This window comes from Roseicella aerolata (genome assembly GCF_020523605.1).
GTDB classification, from domain to species: Bacteria; Pseudomonadota; Alphaproteobacteria; order Acetobacterales; family Acetobacteraceae; genus Paracraurococcus; species Paracraurococcus aerolatus.
This window is the reverse complement of the sequence record NZ_JAJAQI010000011.1, coordinates 108,181-126,011: the sequence shown is the minus strand read 5'-3', so window position 1 is coordinate 126,011 and position 17,831 is coordinate 108,181. Positions and strand designations below refer to the sequence as shown.

At 72.3% G+C, this 17,831-nt stretch carries 16 protein-coding genes; 6 read left to right on the top strand and 10 right to left on the bottom strand.

Annotation, left to right across the window (positions count from 1 at the left end):
* Positions 1-60: 60 nt before the first annotated feature.
* Positions 61-1,224, bottom strand: coding sequence for a radical SAM family heme chaperone HemW (hemW, locus tag LHA35_RS09600; protein WP_226607551.1), 1,164 nt, complete (start codon positions 1,222-1,224; stop codon positions 61-63).
* Positions 1,225-1,266: 42 nt separating this feature from the next.
* Between hemW and LHA35_RS09595 the strand changes: the two genes are divergently transcribed.
* Positions 1,267-1,665 (top strand): MAPEG family protein, encoded by a 399-nt coding sequence (locus LHA35_RS09595; RefSeq protein WP_226607548.1) that lies wholly within the window; start codon positions 1,267-1,269, stop codon positions 1,663-1,665.
* Between the two features lie 33 nt (positions 1,666-1,698).
* Entirely contained in the window at positions 1,699-2,079 is a 381-nt protein-coding gene (locus LHA35_RS09590) for a rhodanese-like domain-containing protein (protein WP_226607543.1), read from the top strand.
* A gap of 24 nt (positions 2,080-2,103) precedes the next feature.
* Here LHA35_RS09590 and LHA35_RS09585 read toward each other — a convergent pair whose 3' ends face one another.
* On the bottom strand, positions 2,104-3,072 hold the full coding sequence (locus LHA35_RS09585) for a tripartite tricarboxylate transporter substrate binding protein (protein ID WP_226607541.1): 969 nt from the start codon (positions 3,070-3,072) through the stop codon (positions 2,104-2,106).
* 204 nt (positions 3,073-3,276) lie between these two features.
* Between LHA35_RS09585 and LHA35_RS09580 the strand changes: the two genes are divergently transcribed.
* Both LHA35_RS09580 and LHA35_RS09575 read left to right on the top strand, forming a co-directional pair.
* Positions 3,277-4,278 (top strand): Bug family tripartite tricarboxylate transporter substrate binding protein, encoded by a 1,002-nt coding sequence (locus tag LHA35_RS09580; protein ID WP_226607537.1) that lies wholly within the window; start codon positions 3,277-3,279, stop codon positions 4,276-4,278.
* Positions 4,279-4,605: 327 nt separating this feature from the next.
* Positions 4,606-6,387, top strand: coding sequence for a chloride channel protein (locus LHA35_RS09575; RefSeq protein WP_226607532.1), 1,782 nt, complete (start codon positions 4,606-4,608; stop codon positions 6,385-6,387).
* Positions 6,388-6,396: 9 nt separating this feature from the next.
* Here LHA35_RS09575 and LHA35_RS09570 read toward each other — a convergent pair whose 3' ends face one another.
* Genes LHA35_RS09570 through LHA35_RS09560 form a run of 3 tightly spaced genes read right to left on the bottom strand, consistent with a single transcriptional unit; the run spans position 6,397 to position 10,941 of the window.
* Complete coding sequence (locus tag LHA35_RS09570) at positions 6,397-7,326, bottom strand: dimethyl sulfoxide reductase anchor subunit family protein (protein WP_226607529.1); 930 nt, start codon at positions 7,324-7,326, stop codon at positions 6,397-6,399.
* A gap of 7 nt (positions 7,327-7,333) precedes the next feature.
* Positions 7,334-8,077 (bottom strand): 4Fe-4S dicluster domain-containing protein, encoded by a 744-nt coding sequence (locus LHA35_RS09565; protein WP_274707770.1) that lies wholly within the window; start codon positions 8,075-8,077, stop codon positions 7,334-7,336.
* On the bottom strand, positions 8,074-10,941 hold the full coding sequence (locus LHA35_RS09560; RefSeq protein ID WP_226607524.1) for a molybdopterin oxidoreductase family protein: 2,868 nt from the start codon (positions 10,939-10,941) through the stop codon (positions 8,074-8,076). The genes LHA35_RS09565 and LHA35_RS09560 overlap by 4 nt, the downstream gene beginning before the upstream one ends.
* Before the next feature lie 117 nt (positions 10,942-11,058).
* Here LHA35_RS09560 and LHA35_RS09555 point away from each other — a divergent pair, with 117 nt between their 5' ends.
* Positions 11,059-11,835 carry an HpcH/HpaI aldolase family protein gene (locus LHA35_RS09555; RefSeq protein WP_226607522.1) on the top strand — a complete coding sequence of 259 codons (777 nt, stop codon included), beginning with the start codon at positions 11,059-11,061 and terminating at the stop codon, positions 11,833-11,835.
* A gap of 6 nt (positions 11,836-11,841) precedes the next feature.
* On the opposite strand, the gene LHA35_RS09550 is transcribed toward LHA35_RS09555, so the two are convergent.
* The 5 genes from LHA35_RS09550 to LHA35_RS09530 form a co-directional block, all read right to left on the bottom strand.
* Complete coding sequence (locus LHA35_RS09550) at positions 11,842-12,657, bottom strand: SDR family NAD(P)-dependent oxidoreductase (RefSeq protein ID WP_226607519.1); 816 nt, start codon at positions 12,655-12,657, stop codon at positions 11,842-11,844.
* A gap of 250 nt (positions 12,658-12,907) precedes the next feature.
* The gene (locus LHA35_RS09545; protein WP_226607516.1) at positions 12,908-13,888 is read right to left on the bottom strand and encodes an SDR family oxidoreductase; all 981 of its coding nucleotides are present in this window, start codon (positions 13,886-13,888) and stop codon (positions 12,908-12,910) included.
* Positions 13,889-13,995: 107 nt separating this feature from the next.
* Complete coding sequence (dnaQ, locus tag LHA35_RS09540; protein ID WP_226607514.1) at positions 13,996-14,694, bottom strand: DNA polymerase III subunit epsilon; 699 nt, start codon at positions 14,692-14,694, stop codon at positions 13,996-13,998.
* The gene (gene coaE, locus LHA35_RS09535; protein ID WP_226607512.1) at positions 14,691-15,278 is read right to left on the bottom strand and encodes a dephospho-CoA kinase; all 588 of its coding nucleotides are present in this window, start codon (positions 15,276-15,278) and stop codon (positions 14,691-14,693) included. Before coaE ends, dnaQ begins: the two co-directional genes overlap by 4 nt.
* Complete coding sequence (locus tag LHA35_RS09530; RefSeq protein ID WP_456316078.1) at positions 15,275-16,189, bottom strand: shikimate dehydrogenase; 915 nt, start codon at positions 16,187-16,189, stop codon at positions 15,275-15,277. Before LHA35_RS09530 ends, coaE begins: the two co-directional genes overlap by 4 nt.
* Before the next feature lie 628 nt (positions 16,190-16,817).
* On the opposite strand from LHA35_RS09530, the gene LHA35_RS09525 reads away from it, so the two are divergent.
* Complete coding sequence (locus LHA35_RS09525; protein ID WP_226607510.1) at positions 16,818-17,798, top strand: Bug family tripartite tricarboxylate transporter substrate binding protein; 981 nt, start codon at positions 16,818-16,820, stop codon at positions 17,796-17,798.
* Positions 17,799-17,831: the final 33 nt, after the last annotated feature.

Below are 17,831 nucleotides of genomic sequence, written 5' to 3'. Positions count from 1 at the left end.
GGAGCCGGAACGGCTTCCCGTGTCGGCCTCGGTCAAGCCTTCGGGCGGTTGGGCGCCCCGCTACCGCAGCAGCACGGGCAGCATGGCGTCCAGCCGCATGCGGCCCTCCTCGGTCGCCACCAGCCGGCCGGCCCCGGTCCAGGCGAGGTAGCCCTCCTCCAGGCAGGCGGCGAGCATGGTGGGGTCCAGCGCCTCGGCCAGGGTCAGGCCGCTGCGCGCGGCAATGCGCGCGGGGTCGATGCCCTCGGCGAGGCGCAGCCCCATCAGCAACGCCTCCCGCGCCCGGTCGGCGGGGGCGAGCGCCTCCTCCTCCGTCACCGCATGGCCGTCGCGCTCCACGCGCCCCAGCCATTCCTCCGGCGCGCGATGGCGGCGGGCAGCCAGCAGCGCCCCGTCCAGCGTCAGCCGCTGATGCGCCCCCGGGCCGATCCCGAGATAGTCGCCATAGCGCCAGTAGACCAGGTTGTGCCGGCTCTCGGCGCCGGCCTGGGCGTAGTTCGAGACCTCATAGGGGTGCAGGCCGAAGCGCGCCGCCTCCTCCACCGTCGCCCAGTAGAGCCGCGCGGCCGCGTCATCCTCCGGCAGGGCGAAGGCGCCGCGGGCATGTTCGGTGGCGAAGCGCGTCCCCGGCTCGATCGTCAACTGGTAGAGCGAGAGGTGGTCGGCGGCGAGCGCCAGGGCCTGGCGCAATTCCGCCCGCCAGCCCGCCTCCGCCTGGCCGGGCCGGGCGTAGATCAGGTCGAAGGAGAGGCGGGGGAAGAGCGCCCGCGCCGCCTCCAGCGCCGCGATGGCCTGCGGCACGTCATGCTTCCGTCCGAGGAAGCGCAGGGCCTCCGCGTCCAGCGACTGCACGCCGAGGGAGAGGCGGTTGACGCCGGCGGCACGGAATTCGGCCAGCTTCGCCGCCTCCACGCTGGTCGGGTTCGCCTCGAGCGTGACCTCGAGGTCATCGGGCGCGTCGAACAGCCGCTTCGCATCCGCGATCAGCGCGGCCGCCGTTTCGGGCGCCATCAGGCTCGGCGTGCCGCCGCCGAAGAAGATGCTGGCGAGCCTCCGCCGCATGCCCGACCCATTGGCCCGCGCCGCCTCCCGCGCCAGCTCCCGCCGCAGGGCGTCGCGGTAGCGGGCCTGGTCGATGCGCTCCCGCACATGGCTGTTGAAGTCGCAGTAGGGGCATTTCGCGGCGCAGAAGGGCCAGTGCAGGTAGAGGGCGAGGGGTTCCATCCCGTGCGATATAGGGTCTCCACACCCGCCGGAGCACCCAGCATGCCGCTGCCCGCCACCGCCCTTTACGCAGCTCTGCTGGCGGGGCTGTTCCTGGTGCTCTCCATCCGCGTGGTCCGGCAGCGGCGGCGCTACCATGTGGCGCTCGGCGCCCCGCATCGGCTGGTGGAGCGGGCGGTGCGGGCGCATGGCAATTGCGCCGAATACGTGCCGCTCGGCCTGGTGCTGCTGGGCCTGCTGGAAGGCATGGGCCTGCCCGCCTGGGGCGTGCATGCGCTGGGCACCGCCTTCCTCGCCGGCCGGGTGCTGCATGCCTGGGGCATCAGCCAGGAGCCGGAGGTGCTGCGCTGGCGCACCCTCGGCATGGGGCTGACCTTCGCGGTCCTGGGCGCCGGCGCGGCGGCGCTGCTTGGCTTGGTCCTGGCCCATGCGCTGGGCTAGGCTCGATCTCCGAACCCAGCGGGAGGAACCACCATGCCGACCACCGTGAAGGAGATGCTGGAGGCCGCCAATGCCGCGGTGCCGCGCATCAGCGCGCATGAGGCGAAGGAGATGCACGGCAAGCCCAACGTGGTCTTCGTCGACCTGCGGGAGCCGCCGGAGGTCGCGGCCTCCGGCAAGGTGCCCGGCGCGCTGGCCATCCCGCGCGGCCTGCTGGAATTCCGCGCCGATCCCGACAGTGCCCTGCACGAGGCGGCCTTCGACCGGGCGAAGACCATCATCACCTACTGCGCCTCCGGCGGCCGCGCCGCCATGGCGGGCAAGACGCTGAAGGACATGGGCTATACCGATGTCCGCAACCTCGGCGGCTTCAAGGACTGGGCGGAGGCGGGCGGGCAGGTCGAGGGGGGCTGAAGCCCCCTTCGACGGTCGTGCCGCCTATTGCGGCACGATCCCAGCCTTCCGCGCCGCCTCGCCCCATTTGCGCATCTCGCTCTCGGTGAAGGCGCGGATCTCGGCGGGGGAGGAGGTGACGACCTCCGCCCCCAGCGTGCGGTGCTTCTCCACCACCTCCGGCCGCCGCAGCGCCGCGACGCAATCGGCATTGAGCTTCGCCAGCACCGGCTCCGGCAGGTTGGCCGGGGCGATCACCATGCCCCAGGTCGAGGCCTCGAAGCCCGGCAGGAAGGCTTCGCCGATCGTCGGCACATCGGGAAGCTGCGGCGCGCGCTTCGTGCCGGTGGTGGCCAGCGCCTTCAGGCTGCCGGACTGGATATGCGGCAGGGCGGCCGGGACGGTGTCGAACATGATGTCCACCCGCCCGGCGATCAGGTCCGGATGCGCCTGGGTGCTGCCGCGATAGGGCACATAGGTCAGCTCGATGCCGGTCTGCTGGGCGAAGAGCACCGGGGCCAGCCGCACCACGCCGCCGGTGCCGGCGAAGGTGACGCCCGGATCCCTCTTCGCATGCGCCACCAGCTCCGCCGGGGTGTTCGGCCCGAAACCCTTGCCGGCGCAGAGCACCAGCGGCGTCGCCGTGGTCTGGGTGACGAAGCTGAAGTCCCGCAGCGTGTCGAAGGGCAGCCGGTAGAAGGCGGCGTTGACAGGATGCCCCACCGAGACGAGGCCGAGCGTGTGCCCGTCCGGCGCGCTGCGCGCCACCACCTCGGTCCCGATGACGCCATCCGCGCCTGCGCGGTTCTCGACCGGGACGGGGTGGCCCCAGATGGCGGCCAGCGGCTCGGCCATCAGCCGCGCGGTGATGTCGGAGACGCCGCCCGGCGTGTAGGGGACGACGATGCGGACGGGGCGGTTCGGGAAATTCGCTGCGGCGCCCCCCTGGGCCCCGGCGCGGGCGGCGAGCAGCAGGGCGGGCGCGGCCAGGGCCGCGCGGCGGGTGATGGACAAGGCTTCCTCCCGATGGGTGGCGTTGCCGCCACTCTGCGCCAGCCCGGCGAGTCGGGCCAGTCGGCACCGGCGTGGCGGCCCGGGCGGCGCGGACCGAACCGGACCCGGCCGCATGCGCTTGGGGCTGGGGCGATGGCGCCGTGTTCGGTCTCCGCCGCCCGCCGCGGTCGGCATCCCGGCCGCCCCATCCGGGAGGCGACAGCCATGACCCATCTCCTTCGCGGCGCGCTGACGCGCCGCACCGCCCTTGCTCTCGGCACCGCCGGGCTCGCCGCGCCGGCGATCGGCCAGGCGCAGTCCTCCGCTCCCTGGCCCTCCCGCCCTGTCACCCTGGTCGTCGGCTTCCCGCCGGGCGGGCAGACCGATTTCGCCGCGCGGGTGCTGCAGAACGGCTTGCAGCAGGCGCTCGGCCAGCCGGTCGTCATCGACAACCGCGGCGGCGCCGGCGGCAATCTGGGCACCGAGACGGTGCTGCGCGCGCGGCCGGACGGCTACACGCTGCTGGTCGGCAATGCCAACCCGCTGGTCATCAACCCGCACACCATGCCGTCCATGCGGTTCAATCCGCTCGAGCTCGAGCCGATCGCGATGATGCTGACCAGCGGGCTGATCTTCTGCCTGCATCCCGCGGTTCCCGCCAATACGGTGCAGGAATTCGCCAACTGGGCGAAATCGAAGCGCGGCGATGTCGATTACGGCTCGGCCAGCTCGGGCAGCCTGTCGCATGTCGCGATGGAGCTGTTCCGCAGCAGGATCGGCAGCCCGGAGATGACGCATGTGCCCTATCGCGGCAGCGGGCCGGCCATGCAGGACTTCATCGCCGGCCGCTTCCAGATCATGTGCGACGGCGCGAGCGTGGTCGCGCCCTTCCTGCAGGCGAACCAGCTGCGCGGCCTGATGGCGACGACGGCGCAGCGCATCCCGGCCTTCCCGAACATCCCGACCGCGGCCGAATCGGGCATCCAGGATTTTGTCGTGCTGGCCTGGATCGGGATGTTCGCCCCGAAGGGCACGCCGCGGGAGATCATCCAGCGCGCCAATGCCGCGGTGAACCAGGCCTGCCAGGACCAGACGATCCGCCAGAACATCGTCAGCCGCGGCGATGAGCCGGGCGGCGGCACGCCGGAGGAACTCGGCGAGATCATGCGCCGCGACCATGCCCGCTGGGGCGAGGTGGTGAAGGCGAACAACATCCGTGCGGAGTGACATACCCCCATGCCGCAGGACGCCGTGTTCGTTGCGTGACAGACCGGCGGCGCGCCTGAGCTTGCGATGAAAGCGCCCGCAGCATTCTGAGGCGGCTGGGGCCACCGAACGGCAGGAATCCCGACACCTGCCGGCCGGCATCGCGCACAGGATTGGGTGACGCTGCGCGCCGAGCAACAAGCCATGCCGGCCAGCATCGATGCCGGCTGGCATGGGGCGCGGCTCCGGCCCGGAGCCGCGCAGCCCATGCCGAGGCAGGGCCGGGTGGTGCCGGCCACCGGAAGGTGTTTCGCCACCGCGGCGCCGCTGCGGCAAGCAGGCGGGCGCATGCCCGCCTTGCTCCACCGACCTGTCCAATTCCTCCTTCGCCAACTCCGCCGGGCCGCGGCGCTGCGCAGCCTGGTGCGCACCAGCGAGGTGGCGATCGTCCTGCTCGCCGCGCTCACCGGCGCCGCGGTCGGGCTGCTGGCCTGGGGCATGGGCATGGCGGCGCATGGGCTGCACGCGCTGCTCTTCGGCATCCCACCCGGGATGCGCCTCTCCGCCGCAGGCTACATCCCGGACTGGCGGCTGCTGCTGGTGCCGGCCCTCGGTGGCCTCGCGCTCTACGGCCTCAACCGGCTGCTGAAGCGCTGGCGGCCCAAGGCGCCGGTGGATCCGATCGAGGCCAATGCGCTGCATGGCGGGCGCCTGTCGCTCACCGATGCCGCCGTGGTCGGGGCGCAGACCATCCTCTCCAACGGCGTCGGCGCCTCGGTGGGGCTGGAGGCAGGCTATGCCCAGGCGGGCGGCGGGCTCGCCTCGAAGCTCGGCCTCTTCTTCGCGCTGCGGCGGGGCGACCTGCGCGTGCTGGTCGGCGCCGGCACGGCGGGCGCGATCGCCGCCGCCTTCGACGCGCCGCTGACCGGCGCCTTCTACGCCTTCGAACTGGTGATCGGCGGCTACAGCATCGGCGCGCTCTTCCCCGTGGTGGCCTCCGCCGTCTGCGCCGTGCTGGTGGCGCGGGCGCTGGAGGTGAAGGGCTATGCGGTGGAGACGCTCGCCACCGGCCCGGTGGACAATGAGCTCTACCCGCTCGCGCTCCTGGTCGGCGTGCTCTGCGGCTTCTCGGCCATCCTGCTGATGCGCGGCCTGGCGGTGACCGAGCGGCTGCTGGCCCGGGCCATTCCCTCCGGCGCCCTGCGGCTGATGCTCGGCGGGCTCTGCGTCGGCGGGCTGGCGACGGTCTCGACCGTCGCGCTCTCGGCCGGGCATGGCGCGCTGCACCTGGCCTTCGTCACGGAAACGCCAGCGCGCCTCGTGCTGCTGCTGATGCTGGTCAAGGCGCTCGCCTCCCTCATCTCGGTCGCCAGCGGCTTCCGCGGCGGGCTGTTCTTTGCCTCCCTGCTGATCGGCGCGCTGGGCGGCAAGCTCTTCGCGGGGCTGGTGGCGATGGTGCTGCCGCCGGGGCCGGACCCGCTGATCCTGTCGCTGGTGGGCATGAGCGCCTTCGGCGCCGCCGTCATCGGCGCGCCGCTGGCCATGACCTTCCTGACGCTGGAGACGACGGGCAGCCTGGCGGTGACGGGGCTGGTGCTGGCGGCCGTCGCGGTGGCGGGGCTGATCGTGCGGCGGCTCTTCGGCTATTCCTTCGCCACCTGGCGCTTCCACCTGCGCGGCGAGGCCATCCGCAGCGCGCATGACGTGGGCTGGATCAACGACCTGACGGCGGGGCGGCTGATGCGGCGGGACCCGCGCAGCCTGCCCGCGACCATGGAACTGGCCGCCTTCCGCCAGGCCGTGCCGCTGGGCGCGACCGCGCAGGTGGTGCTGCTCGACGAGGCAGGGCGCTATGCCGGCATCGTCTCGGTGCCCGAGGCGCATGCGGCGCCGCCCGAGACCGCGACGCTGGCCGAGCTGGCCCGCCACCGCGACCGCGTGCTGCTGCCCGGAACCAATGCGAAGAACGCCATGGCGCTGTTCGAGGCGGCGGAGGCCGAGGCGCTGGCGGTGGTGGACGGGCCGGAGAAGCGCGTCCTCGGCCTGCTGACCGAGGCGCATCTGCTGCGGCGCTATGGCGAGGAGATCGACAAGCGCCGGCAGGAGGAGACGGGGATCGGACCGGCCTGAGCGGGGCGTTCAGGAACCCCGGTAGTAGAGCGCGACGGTATGCGTGGCTTCCGCGAACATCAGCCAGCGCTCCACCAGCATGCCGGCGAGGGCCAGCAGCGCCGCCAGCATCAGCGCCAGCGGCGCGACGCCGCCGGACAGCGAGGCGAGGAGGGCGAGCAGGACCGGCAGGCCGAAGCCCGCCACCAGCGCGATGCGGCGCAGCCTGGCCGCGTGCTTGCGGGCGACGCGGAAGCCCATCTCCCGCAGCAGGTAGTTCGTCTCGGTATGCGGCGGGTCGAGGGTGCGGACCTTGCCGATGAAGCCGAGGCTGGTCGCGCTCTCGGCCGTCGCCGCAGGCCGCATCCCGTCGATCCTGTTCCAGTAGGCGAGCTTCAGGACCACCCCGGCGATGCCGAGCATGACGATGAGGCCGGCCAGGCCGCCGACCACGCCGCCGAGGGCCGAGACGGCGGCCAGCAGCGCCATGCCGGTATAGGCCGAGAGCAGCAGGTAGCCCGGCGCCACCAGCGGATGGTGCCATTGCGGGATGGGCCTGAGGGAAGCGTAGATCATCCCCGTGCACCAGACCGTCGCCGCAGCCCCGACCGCCGCGAGCAGCCCGGCGAGGGTGGCGAGGCCCGGCTGGTCCGCCAGCAGCGCGAGGCCGAACAGCCCGGCGGGGATGTAGGTGGCGACCGCCGCCACCCCCTCCCGCGACAGCCAGGAGGAGCGCCATTGCGTCAGCGCCCGCCAGGCCCGCTGCGGATTGCCGAGATGCAGCAGCGAGGAGGCGAGACCGGCGGTGACCAGCACCAGCGCGAGCGCGAGGCAGGCCAGCGCGAATTCCGGCGCCTGCGGCAGCAGCCCGACGGGCCGCAGCAGGCCGAGCCAGAAGAGCAAGCCATAGCCGGCGCCCGAGGCGGTGGTGAAGAAGACGATGGAGGGGGCGGGGTTCATGTCCGGCTCAACCCTCGGCGCGGCTCAGCACCCGGTCCATCCAGCGCAGGACGGGGTTCTTGATATCCATCTGGGTCGGCGCGTCCTCGACCGGCACCTGGTCCGGCCTGCGGCGCGGCGGCAGGTAGCTGTTGACCGGCTTGTAGCCGAGCTCCGGCATCAGCGGCTGGCCGCCGCGTTCCGCCACCAGCCGGCTGACGGCGCTGTCCGGGTCGCCGAGGTCGCCGAAATGCCGCGCCTTGGTCGGGCAGGCGAGGACGCAGGCGGGTTGGCGCTGCGCCTCGGGGATCGTCTCGTTGTAGATGCGGTCCACGCAGAGGGTGCATTTCTTCATCACCCCCTGGTCCTCGTCCATCTCCCGCGCGCCATAGGGGCAGGCCCAGGCGCACAACCCGCAGCCGATGCAGGTGTCATGGTTGACGAGGACGATGCCGTCCTCGGCGCGCTTGTAGCTGGCGCCGGTCGGGCAGACGGTGACGCAGGCCGCGTTCTCGCAATGCAGGCAGGAGCGGGGGAAGTGGACCGTGCGGCCCGCCGCGCCCTCGCCGGCCTCGTAGCTGTGGACGCGGTTGAACCACACGCCCTCGGCGCCCGCCGAATAGGGCTTGTAGTCCGGCAGCGGTGCGGAGTGGCCGGAGGCGTTCCACTCCTTGCAACTGGTCGCGCAGCCCTGGCAGCCGACGCAGGTGTCGAGATCGATGACGAGGCCGAGCTTCTTGGCGCCCGGGACCGGGTCCGGAAGGCAGGTCATGCGGGGGACTTCGCGTTGTAGGCCAGGACCTCCGGGCGCGGCGGTGCGCCCGGGCGGTCCTTGAGCGTCGAGAAATGGGGTTCGGTCACGCCGGGGCCATCCGCCTTCGTGACGCGCACACGGAGGTCGTACCAGGCGGCTTGGCCCGTCACCGGGTCGGCATTGGCGGCGCGGAAGCCTTCCTGCGCCGGCAGCCATTCGCTGATGACGTGGTTCAGCAGGAAGCCGCGCACCGCCTCCGGGCTGTCCTCCGTCAGGCCCCAGGCGCCGGCGCGCTTGCCTATGGCGTTCCAGGTCCAGACCGTGTCGGGGTTCACCCCCTCCATCAGCGAGACCTGGCATTTCAGGCGGCCGTTGCGGCTCTCGACCCAGACCCAGTCATCCTGGGCGAGGCCCATCGCCTCGGCGCGGCTGCGGGCCATGTAGAGCTTGTTCGATCCATGGATCTGCCGCAGCCAGGCATTCATGGAGCCCCAGGAATGGTACATCGCCATCGGCCGCTGCGTCACGGCCGAGAGGTCGAAGCGGCCGAGATCGGCGCCCTGCTGCTCGAGCGGCGGGTACCAGATCGGCAGCGGGTCGCAATAGGTGCGCACGCGCTCCCGCAAGTGATCGGGTGGTTGCCGCTCGCCATGGCCCTCGGCGGCGAGGCGGAATTTCTGCAAGGGCTCGGACCAGAGCTGCAGCACCACCTGCTCGGGCTTCGGGATGAACCCCATGGCCTTGGCGCCGTCCAGATAGGCCTGGTTGGCGTGCTTGTACCAGTGCTGCTCCGGCGGCAGGTGGTCGCGCCAGAAGCAGCCATTGTCGATGTAGCGCTGGAGCTGGTCCGGGTTCGGCTCGCCGACGCCCTTCTTGCTGCCATCCGTGCCGCGGAAGCCGGCCAGCGGCCCGACGCCCGGGGCGCGCTGGTGATTCACGATGTAGTCCGGATAGTCCTTGAAGCGCGGGCTGCCGTCCTCCTTCACGAAGGCCGGCAGGCCGAGCCGGGCGCCGAGTTCGATCAGCACTTCCTGGAAGGGACGCACGTCCCGGTCCGGTTGAATGACCGGCTGGCGGATGGCGTCGCCCGCGCCATGCGCGCCGCCGATCGGCCGGTCGAGCACCGAGATGCAGTCCCAGCGCTCGAGATAGGTGGTGTCCGGCAGGATCAGGTCGGCATAGGGCACCGTCTCGGAGAAGTACGCATCCGAGTAGATGACATGCGGGATGACGTATTCGCCGTCCGGGCGCTTCTCCGTCAGGATACGGATCACCTCGCCCGGGTTCATGGCGCTGTTCCAGGCCATGTTGGCCATGAACATGAACAGCGTGTCGATCGGATAGGGATCGCCCGCCCCGGCATTGCCGATGACGGTGTGCATCATCCCATGCAGGGCGAGCGGCGCTTCCCAGGAGAAGGCCTTGTCGATGCGCAAGGGGCTCCCGGCATCGTCCACCAGCAGGTCGTCCGGCCCCTGCGGGAAGGAGAGGATGTTGCCCGTGAGCGGCGTGTTCGGCTTTGCACCCTTGCCGGCCGGCGGCGGGCCCGGCGGGATCGGCCGCGGGAAGGGCGACTTGTAGCGCCAGGAGCCGGGGGTATCGACGGCGCCCAGCAGCATCTGCAGCAGGTGCAGCGCGCGGCAGGAATGGAAGCCGTTGCTGTGCGCGGAGATTCCCCGCATCGCATGGAAGGCGACCGGGCGGCCGATGGTCTGCTCATGCCGGCGCCCCCACACATCGGTCCAGGGCTGGTCCAGCACCAGCGGCTGCTCGAAGGCCACCTGCGCGATCTCGGCCGCGATGCGGCGGATGCGCGCGGCCTCGATGCCGCAGCGCTCCGCCACCGCCTCCGGCGCGTATTCGGGCGAGAGATAGCGCTCGGCCAGCAGGTGGAAGACCGGCTGGGCCTTGCGGCCATCCGGCAGGGTGTAATCCCCCACCATCACCGGGGAGAGGTCGGCGGCCTTGGCATCCATCGCCCCGCGCGTCCGGTCCCAGGCCAGGGGCGCGCCATTCCCGTCGCGGGCAAACAGCCCGTCATCCGCCCCGCCGGGGTTGCGCACCACCAGCCAGGCGGCATTGGTGTAGCGGGCGAGGAAGTCGAGATCGACCTTGTCGTTGCGCAGCAGCTCATGCACCAGCGCCAGCACGAAGAGCCCGTCCGTGCCGGGGCGGATGCCGACCCATTCGTCCGCCACCGCCGAGTAGCCCGTCCGCACCGGATTCACCGAGACGAACTTGGCGCCGCGCGCCTTCACCCGCGACAGGCCGAGCTTGATCGGGTTGCTGTCATGGTCCTCGGCCACGCCGAACATGAGGACATATTTGCACTTGTCCCAGTCCGGCTCGCCGAACTCCCAGAAGCTGCCGCCGATGGAATAGAGCCCGCCGGCCGCCATGTTGACCGAGCAGAACCCGCCATGCGCGGCGAAATTCGGCGTGCCGAATTGCGCGGCCCAGAAGCCGGTCAGGCTCTGGCTCTGGTCGCGGCCGGTGAAGAAGGCGAGCCTCTCCGGCGCCGTCTCCCGCACCGCCTTCAGCCAGCCGGTGGCGATGTCCATCGCCTCCGCCCAGGAGATCTCCCTGAACTCGCCGGACCCGCGTTCGCCGACGCGCAGCAGGGGGCTGCTCAGCCGCGCCGGCGCATACTGCGTCATGATGCCGGCGCTGCCCTTGCCGCAGATCACGCCGCGGTTCACCGGGTGGTCCGGATTGCCCTCGATATAGCGGATCCGGCCGTCCTTCAGGTGCACCCGGATGCCGCAGCGGCAGGCGCACATGTAGCAGGTGGTGGTCTTCACCGTGTCGCCGACAGGGACGGAATAGTCGACACGCGGATCGGGTGGCGGTTGCAGGCGCGTCGGCGTCGGCGCTTCCGGCATCAGTGGATGTCTTCCCCCGTGGACTTCCCCTTCAGTAAGGCATGATGGGAGGATAGGAGCAAATGCCGGCCGGCGGCGGCTATTCCACAATCAATGCCGCGAAAAAAGGGGATCGGGATGGTCAAATCACTGAAGCGGATGGTCCGTTCGGGCGAGCTGGCGGCGGGCACCTTCCTCGTGGAATTCGTCACCCCGGGCATCGGCCATATCCTGGCCGGCGCCGGCTGCGACTTCGCCTTCCTGGACATGGAGCATAGCGGCTTCTCGGTGGAGACGGTGAAATCCGGCCTCCGCTTCCTGGAGGCCGGCGGCATCCCGACCCTGGTGCGCATCCCCTCGCGGGACGCGCATGACATCGCCCGCATCGCCGATGTGGGCGCGGAAGGGGTGATGCTGCCGCTGGTCGGCAGCATCGAGACCGCGAAGGCCGCGGTGGCCGCCCTGAAATACCCCCCGCTCGGCCGCCGCGGCGTGGCGCTGCGGATCGCGCATGACAACTACCGCACCGCCCCGCCGGCCGAGGCCCTGGCGGCGGCCAATGACCGCACCGTGCTGATCCTGATGATCGAGACGGCGGAGGGGGTGGAGAATGCCGAGGCGATCGCTTCCCTGCCGGGCGTCGATGCCCTCTGGCTCGGCCATTTCGACCTCTCCGCCTCTCTCGGCATCCCCGGCCAGTTCGACCACCCGAGCTTCCGGGAGGCGACGCGGCGGATCTGCGTGGCGGCGAAGCTGCACGGCAAGGGGCTGGGCCGGCTGGTGACGGGGGAGGCGGAGGCGCGCCAGGCGCTGAAGGACGGCTTCCGCCTCATCGCCTGGGGCGGCGATGCCTGGCTGATGCAGCAGGCGCTGGCGGAGGGCGTCGCCGGCCTCCGCCGCATGGCCAGCGGATGAGCGGCGCTACTGCGCCGCCAGGTTCCCGACGCGCCCGGCCATCAGCCCGGCATCCACCACGATCTCCGAGCCGTTGATGTAGCTGGACGCGTCGGAGGCGAGGAACAGCACCGCATTCGCCACGTCCTGCGGCGTGCCGAGTTGGCCGGTTGGCACTGTCGCCGCCGCCACGGCATTCGCGTCGATCGGGGCGTTGCGCCGCTCGCCGGGCATCTTCTCCCAGATCTCGGTGCCGATGATGCCGGGATGGATGCTGTTGCAGCGGATGTTGTCCCGCGCCCCGGCGCATTCCAGCGCGACGGATTTGGCAAACAGCCGCACCGCCCCCTTGGTGGCCGAGTAGCCTGCCAACCCGGCCGAGCCGCGCAGCCCGGCGACCGAGGAGATCATGACGATCGAGCCGCCAGGGCTTGGCTTCCCTGGGCCCGATTTCCGCATCAGCGGGATGCCGTGCTTGGCGGACAGGAACACGCCATCGACATTCACCGCGGTCTGCTTGCGCCACTGCTCCAGCGTCATCTCGATGATGGGAACGATGATGGCGATGCCGGCATTGGCCACCAGCACGTCGAGGCGGCCGAAGCGCCGGTCGATCTCACCCATCACCTCGGCCCAGCGCGCCTCCTCGGTCACGTCCTGGTGCAGGTAGAGCGCCTCTCCCCCGGCAGCGCGGATGGACTGCGCCACATCCTCCCCGCGCGCATCGTCGAGATCGGTGAGGACGACCTTCGCCCCCTCCCGTCCCAGGGTGGTGGCGATGGCGGCGCCGATGCCCGCCGCCGCGCCGGTGACGAGCACGACCTTGCCCTGGACCTGGCCCATGCGTTTCCTCCTGCGGTCTTCTGTGCGGGGAGGAGGCTAGCCTGCGATCGCCCGGCCTGGAAACCTGCCAGGCCTGGATCGCCCGCAATGGCCCGGCCCGCTTCATAGTGGGCCGGTGAAGTCCCGACCTGCGGCCGGCGGAGCGGGCCGAGCGCGCGAAGGCGCGCCGCGGCCAGTGCCGCGCAGCCAAGGCCCGGAGGGCCGCCGGCGTTCGGGGCATGACAGGCATCAGCCTGTCATGCGCCAAGTATCAGCCCCGCCGCGTCAGGATCCCGGCCAGCAATTCCGCGCCGGCCAGCAGGCCGAGCCCGCCGAGCGCCAGGCCGCCGAGGCTCGGCCCGCGCGCATGCCAGACCGGCTTGCCGCTGCGCGTCCCGGTGCCGGTCGGGACGGGCTGCGCCACCGCGCCCTCGCTCCGCCCCTCCGGCCGGGCACGGCGTAGCGCCGCGCGCATGGCCGCCCCCACGCCGCGTTCCGTCAGCACCGGCGCCAAGCCATAGGCGATGCGCGCCGCGCTCGCCGGCCAGCCCACCGCCACCTCCGCCCGCGGCCGCCGCGCAAGGCCGACCACGACCTGCGCCACCGCCTCCGGCGTCAGGAAGGGGCCGGGCGGGTCGATCGCCCTGCCCGAGTAGTTCGCGCCATGCGCCAGGCCCGGCGTGTCCACCAGCGCCGGGAAGACGGCCGAGACATGGATGCCCGGATGGCCCGTCAGCTCCTGCCGCAGGCTCGCGGTGAAGCCGCGGATGCCGTACTTGCTGGCGGCATAGGTCGCGGCGAAGGGCGTCGGGGACCAGCCACCCATCGAGACCATGTTGATCAGCACCCCGCGCCGCTGGCGCAGGAAATGCGGCAGCACCGCATAGGTGCCGTGCAGCGTGCCGAAGAGATTCGCCTCGACCACCTTCTTCTGCAGGGCGAGCGGCGCTTCCCAGTACGGCCCGACGACGCCGGTGCCGACATTGTTGAACCAGACATCGATCCGCCCATGGGCCTCGATCGCCGCGCTGGCCAGGGCCTGCACCGCGGCCTCGTCTGTCACGTCGGTCGGCACCGCCAGGGCCTCGGCGCCCTGCCGGCGGCAGGCCTCGGCCGTCACCTCCAGCGGCTCCGGGCGGCGGGCGGCCAGCACCAGCCGGGCGCCGGTGGGGGCGAAGGCGAGGGCCGTGGCCTTGCCGATGCCGGAGGAGGCACCGGTGATGACCACGACGGCATTCTGCAGGTTAGGCATCCGCGGGCTGCTCCCAGAACGGGTTCAGCCCGCAACAAGCCGCGGCCGGCGATCGGGTTCCGCGCCTGCCTCTGCCAAGCCGGGCGGGGCGTGGGGGGCGCCGGCGATCAGCCCTGCTCCGCCTCCACGAAGGGCGGCTTCAGCCAGAGCGGATCCTTGACCTTCTTCAGGAAGGCCGCATGCGCCTCCAGCTCGGCCTCGGTCGGGAGGATGGGCCGCGGCGTCCGCTCCTTCGTCAGACCACCCAGCGACACCACCGGCACCGCCACCTGCTGCGCCAGCGTCAGGCCCGGCTGCTTGCCGCCCATCAGCTCCAGATAGACCTGGGCCAGCAGCTTCACGTCCAGCAACGCGTTGTGGCTGGTGCGCATCGAATTATCGACGCCGAGGCGGCGGCAGAGCGCGTCCAGGCTGTTCGGCATGCCGGGGAAGCGCTTCTTGGCGACCGCCAGGCTGTCCACCATCCGCGCCCGGTCCAGCGGCTTGCGGCCGGCGCGCACCAACTCGGCATCCAGGAAGCCGAAATCGAAGGGCGCGTTGTGCGCGACGATCTGGTCCCCCGCGACGAAGGCCAGGAACTCCTCCACCACCTCGGCGAATTTCGGCTTGCCGCGGAGATGCTCGGCGGTGAAGCCGTGCACCTTGGTGCTCTCCTCCGGCACGTCGCGCTCGGGGTCGAGCAGCGTGTGATAGTGCCGCCCCGTCGGGACCAGGTTGACGATCTCGATCGCCGCGATCTCGATGACCCGGTCGCCCGTGGCAGGGTCGAGGCCGGTGGTCTCGGTATCCAGCACCAATTGCCTCATGGGCGGTTCTCCCGAACCAGTTTGCGGATCGCGCGCTGGGCCGCGTGGCGCGACAGGCCGGTGGGCACCACCACATCGGCGCGGCGGCGCTTCTCCCTATCCGGCGTCTGCCGGGCCAGGATGTAGCGCAGCCGCTCCTCCGTCATGCCGGGGCGGCGCAGCACGCGCCAGCGCTGCACGGCGGCGGGCGCCGTCACCACCACCACCAGGTCGCAGCGGCCCTGGCCCTTCGTCTCGAAGAGCAGGGGAATGTCGAGCACCACCAGCGGCTCCGCCCGGCGGCGGGCGGCGGCGAGGAAGCGCCGCTCCGCATCGCGGACCAGCGGATGGACGATGCGCTCCAGCCGCTTCAGCGCCGCCGCGTTGCCGAGCACGGCGCGGCGCAGCGCCTCCCGGTCCACCTTTCCACCCTCGACCGTGCCGGGGAAGGCGGCGGCGATGGGCGCCACGGCCCGGCCGCCCTTGCCCTGCAATTCATGCACCGCCGCATCCGCGTCGAAGACCGGGATGCGCAGCCGCCGGAAGGTGTTGGCGGCGGTGGACTTGCCCATGCCGATGCCGCCCGTCAGGCCGATGACCTTCATGCCCGGCGCTGCGGGGGCGGGCTTTGCTCCTCGCCCGCTCCGCGATCCGGAGCGTGCAGCGGGATGTCCCCGCCCACCACCGCGCGCAGCTCGTCATCCACCCGCGGCGTCACGCCGAACCAGGCCTCGAAGCCAGGGCGCGCCTGGTGCAGCAGCATCCCGAGGCCCTCCACCGCGGCCAGGCCGCGCGCCCGCGCCGCCGCCAGCAGCGGCGTCTCCCGCGGGACATAGACGATGTCGGCGACCACCGCCGCCGCGGGCAGCGGCGCCAGGTCGATCTCCAGCGGCGGCTGGCCCTGCATGCCGAGCGAGGTGGTGTTCACCAGCATCGCCGCGCCGGCGAGCGGCGGGCTCTCCGCGACCTCGATCGGCCCGCCGAGCGCCCGGGCCAGCGCCTCCGCCCGCGCCGGGCTGCGGTTGACCAGCACGACGCGCGGGCAGCTGGCATCCAGCAGCGCCGCGGCGATGGCCCGGGCCGAGCCACCGGCGCCGAGGATGACCACCGGCCCCGCATCCGGCGTCCAGCCCGGCGCTGCCTCGGCGCAGTTCTGCAGGAAGCCCCAGCCATCGGTGTTGGAGCCCTCGATCACCCCGTCCCGGAAGACCAGGGTGTTCACCGCGCCGGCGCGGTGCGCGGTCGCGTCCACCCGGTCGCAGACGGCGAAGGCGGCCTCCTTGTGCGGGATCGTGACATTGGCGCCGCGGAAGCCGAGATCGGCCAGCGACCGGACCGCCTGGGCGAATCGCTCCGGCCGCACCGGCAGGGGGATATAGGCGCCGTCCACGCCATGCCGGCGCAGCCACAGCCCGTGCAGGCGGGGGGAGCGGGAATGGCTGGCGGGCCAGCCGAGGATGCCGGCGATGCGGGCATGGCCGGAGAGCAGGGTCCCATCGGGCGCGGGCGGGGTCATGGGCCATGCAAACCGCCCCCGGGCGCCGGGGTCAATGGCCGGTGAGCGATCGGGGCTGGCATGGGGCGCGGAGGACCCATGGCGGCGCCGATCCCGGCGCAGGGCGCGCAGGTGGCAGGGCCAAGGCACGGCTCTGCGGCTCGGACAAACGGCCCGGGGCCGCATGGCGGCGCGGTCGGCGTGATAGCGCCCCAGCCCCGCAGGGGACCGGGACCATGCCCGCCACGCCCCCGGCCGGAGCCCTCAAACCTGCCCGGGAATGCCGGGCGGGACCGGATCGGGGCGGCCTGTGGCAGGCCTCGCAGCCGCCTCATGCAGGACTCGCAGGGGCCTCGTGCGACACGGCACCGTGGCGGGTACCAAGGTCCGGGCCGTCCGGCGCCGCCGCTGACCGATCGGGGACCGGCTGCGGAGCCTGCGGGGGGCGGAGCGCCCTCCACACAAAGGAATCCGGGGTGATGGCGATCTGCTGTTCACCGCCCGCAAGGATATTCGATGGTACCGCCCGGGGGATGATCCGTGCCGGCGTATGGCCTCCCTGCCCGATCCCGGTATGGTTCGACCAAACCTATGGCCTGCGCCGCCCCTCCGGGGGCGCCGCGCAGTCGAAACCAGGGAGACGTCCTCGATGCCAACCCGCCGCCAGGCCCTCGGCCTTGCCCTTGCCGCCGGCCTCGCGCCCTCGGTCGTCCGTGCGCAGGCCACCCAGACCTGGCGGCCCGATCGGCCCATCCGGTTGATCGTCCCCTTCGCCCCCGGCGGCTCGAACGACATCGTCGGGCGGATCGTCGCGGAAGCGGCCGGCCAGGTGCTCGGCCAGCCGATCGTCGTCGAGAACCGCGCCGGCGCCGGCAGCGTGATCGGCGCCGAGCATGTCGCGCGCGCGGCGCCGGATGGCACCACGGTGCTGATCAACAGCTCCCATTCGACGGTGCCGGCGATCGTCGCGCGCGTGCCCTACCGCACCGTCGAGGACTTCGTCGGCGTGGCGGTGGCCGGCTTCTCGCCGCATGTGCTCGTCGCCAGTGCGCGGCTGCCGGCGCAGACGGCGCAGGAGCTGGTGGCGCTGCTGAAGGCCAATCCGGGCCGCTACAACCTGGCCACGGCCGGCATCGGCAGCGGCGTGCATGTGGCCGCGGAGCTGTTCCGCTCCACCACGCGGGTGGAGATCGAGCCGGTGCATTACCGTGGTGGCGGCCCGAGCGTCGCCGCGCTGGTCGCGGGCGAGGCGCAGGTCGGCACGCCGACCATGGCCTCCTCCATCGGGCAGGTTCGCGGCGGGGGACTGCGGGCGCTGGCGGTGCTCGCGGAGCAGCGCAGCCCGGCGCTGCCGGATGTGCCAAGCGCGCCCGAGGCCGGCCTGCCCGCGCTGATCCATGAGGAGTTCTTCCCCATCCTCGCCCCCGCGGGCACGCCGGCGCCCGTGCTGGCCGCGCTGGGCGCCGCCTTCCGGGAAGCGATCGGGCAGAGTGCCCCGAAGCTCGTCGAGATGGCCGGGGTGTCGCCGCGAGCGGGCTTCGAGACCCCCGAACAGGTGATGGCCCTGGTGCGGGAGGGTGTCGATCGCTACACGGCGATCCTGCGTGCGGCGGGCGTGCAGCCGGAATAGCGGCCCCCGCGCCGCGTTGCGCCGCCGAGCCGG

What these genes read in the sequence shown, in the direction of transcription:
- hemW (WP_226607551.1), bottom strand. Translation starts at nt 1,224, where the DNA reads ATGGAACCCCTCGCCCTCTACCTGCACTGGCCCTTCTGCGCCGCGAAA.
- LHA35_RS09595 (WP_226607548.1), top strand. Translation starts at nt 1,267, where the DNA reads ATGCCGCTGCCCGCCACCGCCCTTTACGCAGCTCTGCTGGCGGGGCTG.
- LHA35_RS09590 (WP_226607543.1), top strand. Translation starts at nt 1,699, where the DNA reads ATGCCGACCACCGTGAAGGAGATGCTGGAGGCCGCCAATGCCGCGGTG.
- LHA35_RS09580 (WP_226607537.1), top strand. Translation starts at nt 3,277, where the DNA reads ATGACCCATCTCCTTCGCGGCGCGCTGACGCGCCGCACCGCCCTTGCT.
- LHA35_RS09575 (WP_226607532.1), top strand. Translation starts at nt 4,606, where the DNA reads ATGCCCGCCTTGCTCCACCGACCTGTCCAATTCCTCCTTCGCCAACTC.
- LHA35_RS09570 (WP_226607529.1), bottom strand. Translation starts at nt 7,326, where the DNA reads ATGAACCCCGCCCCCTCCATCGTCTTCTTCACCACCGCCTCGGGCGCC.
- LHA35_RS09565 (WP_274707770.1), bottom strand. Translation starts at nt 8,077, where the DNA reads ATGACCTGCCTTCCGGACCCGGTCCCGGGCGCCAAGAAGCTCGGCCTC.
- LHA35_RS09560 (WP_226607524.1), bottom strand. Translation starts at nt 10,941, where the DNA reads ATGCCGGAAGCGCCGACGCCGACGCGCCTGCAACCGCCACCCGATCCG.
- LHA35_RS09555 (WP_226607522.1), top strand. Translation starts at nt 11,059, where the DNA reads ATGGTCAAATCACTGAAGCGGATGGTCCGTTCGGGCGAGCTGGCGGCG.
- LHA35_RS09550 (WP_226607519.1), bottom strand. Translation starts at nt 12,657, where the DNA reads ATGGGCCAGGTCCAGGGCAAGGTCGTGCTCGTCACCGGCGCGGCGGCG.
- LHA35_RS09545 (WP_226607516.1), bottom strand. Translation starts at nt 13,888, where the DNA reads ATGCCTAACCTGCAGAATGCCGTCGTGGTCATCACCGGTGCCTCCTCC.
- dnaQ (WP_226607514.1), bottom strand. Translation starts at nt 14,694, where the DNA reads ATGAGGCAATTGGTGCTGGATACCGAGACCACCGGCCTCGACCCTGCC.
- coaE (WP_226607512.1), bottom strand. Translation starts at nt 15,278, where the DNA reads ATGAAGGTCATCGGCCTGACGGGCGGCATCGGCATGGGCAAGTCCACC.
- LHA35_RS09530 (WP_456316078.1), bottom strand. Translation starts at nt 16,189, where the DNA reads ATGACCCCGCCCGCGCCCGATGGGACCCTGCTCTCCGGCCATGCCCGC.
- LHA35_RS09525 (WP_226607510.1), top strand. Translation starts at nt 16,818, where the DNA reads ATGCCAACCCGCCGCCAGGCCCTCGGCCTTGCCCTTGCCGCCGGCCTC.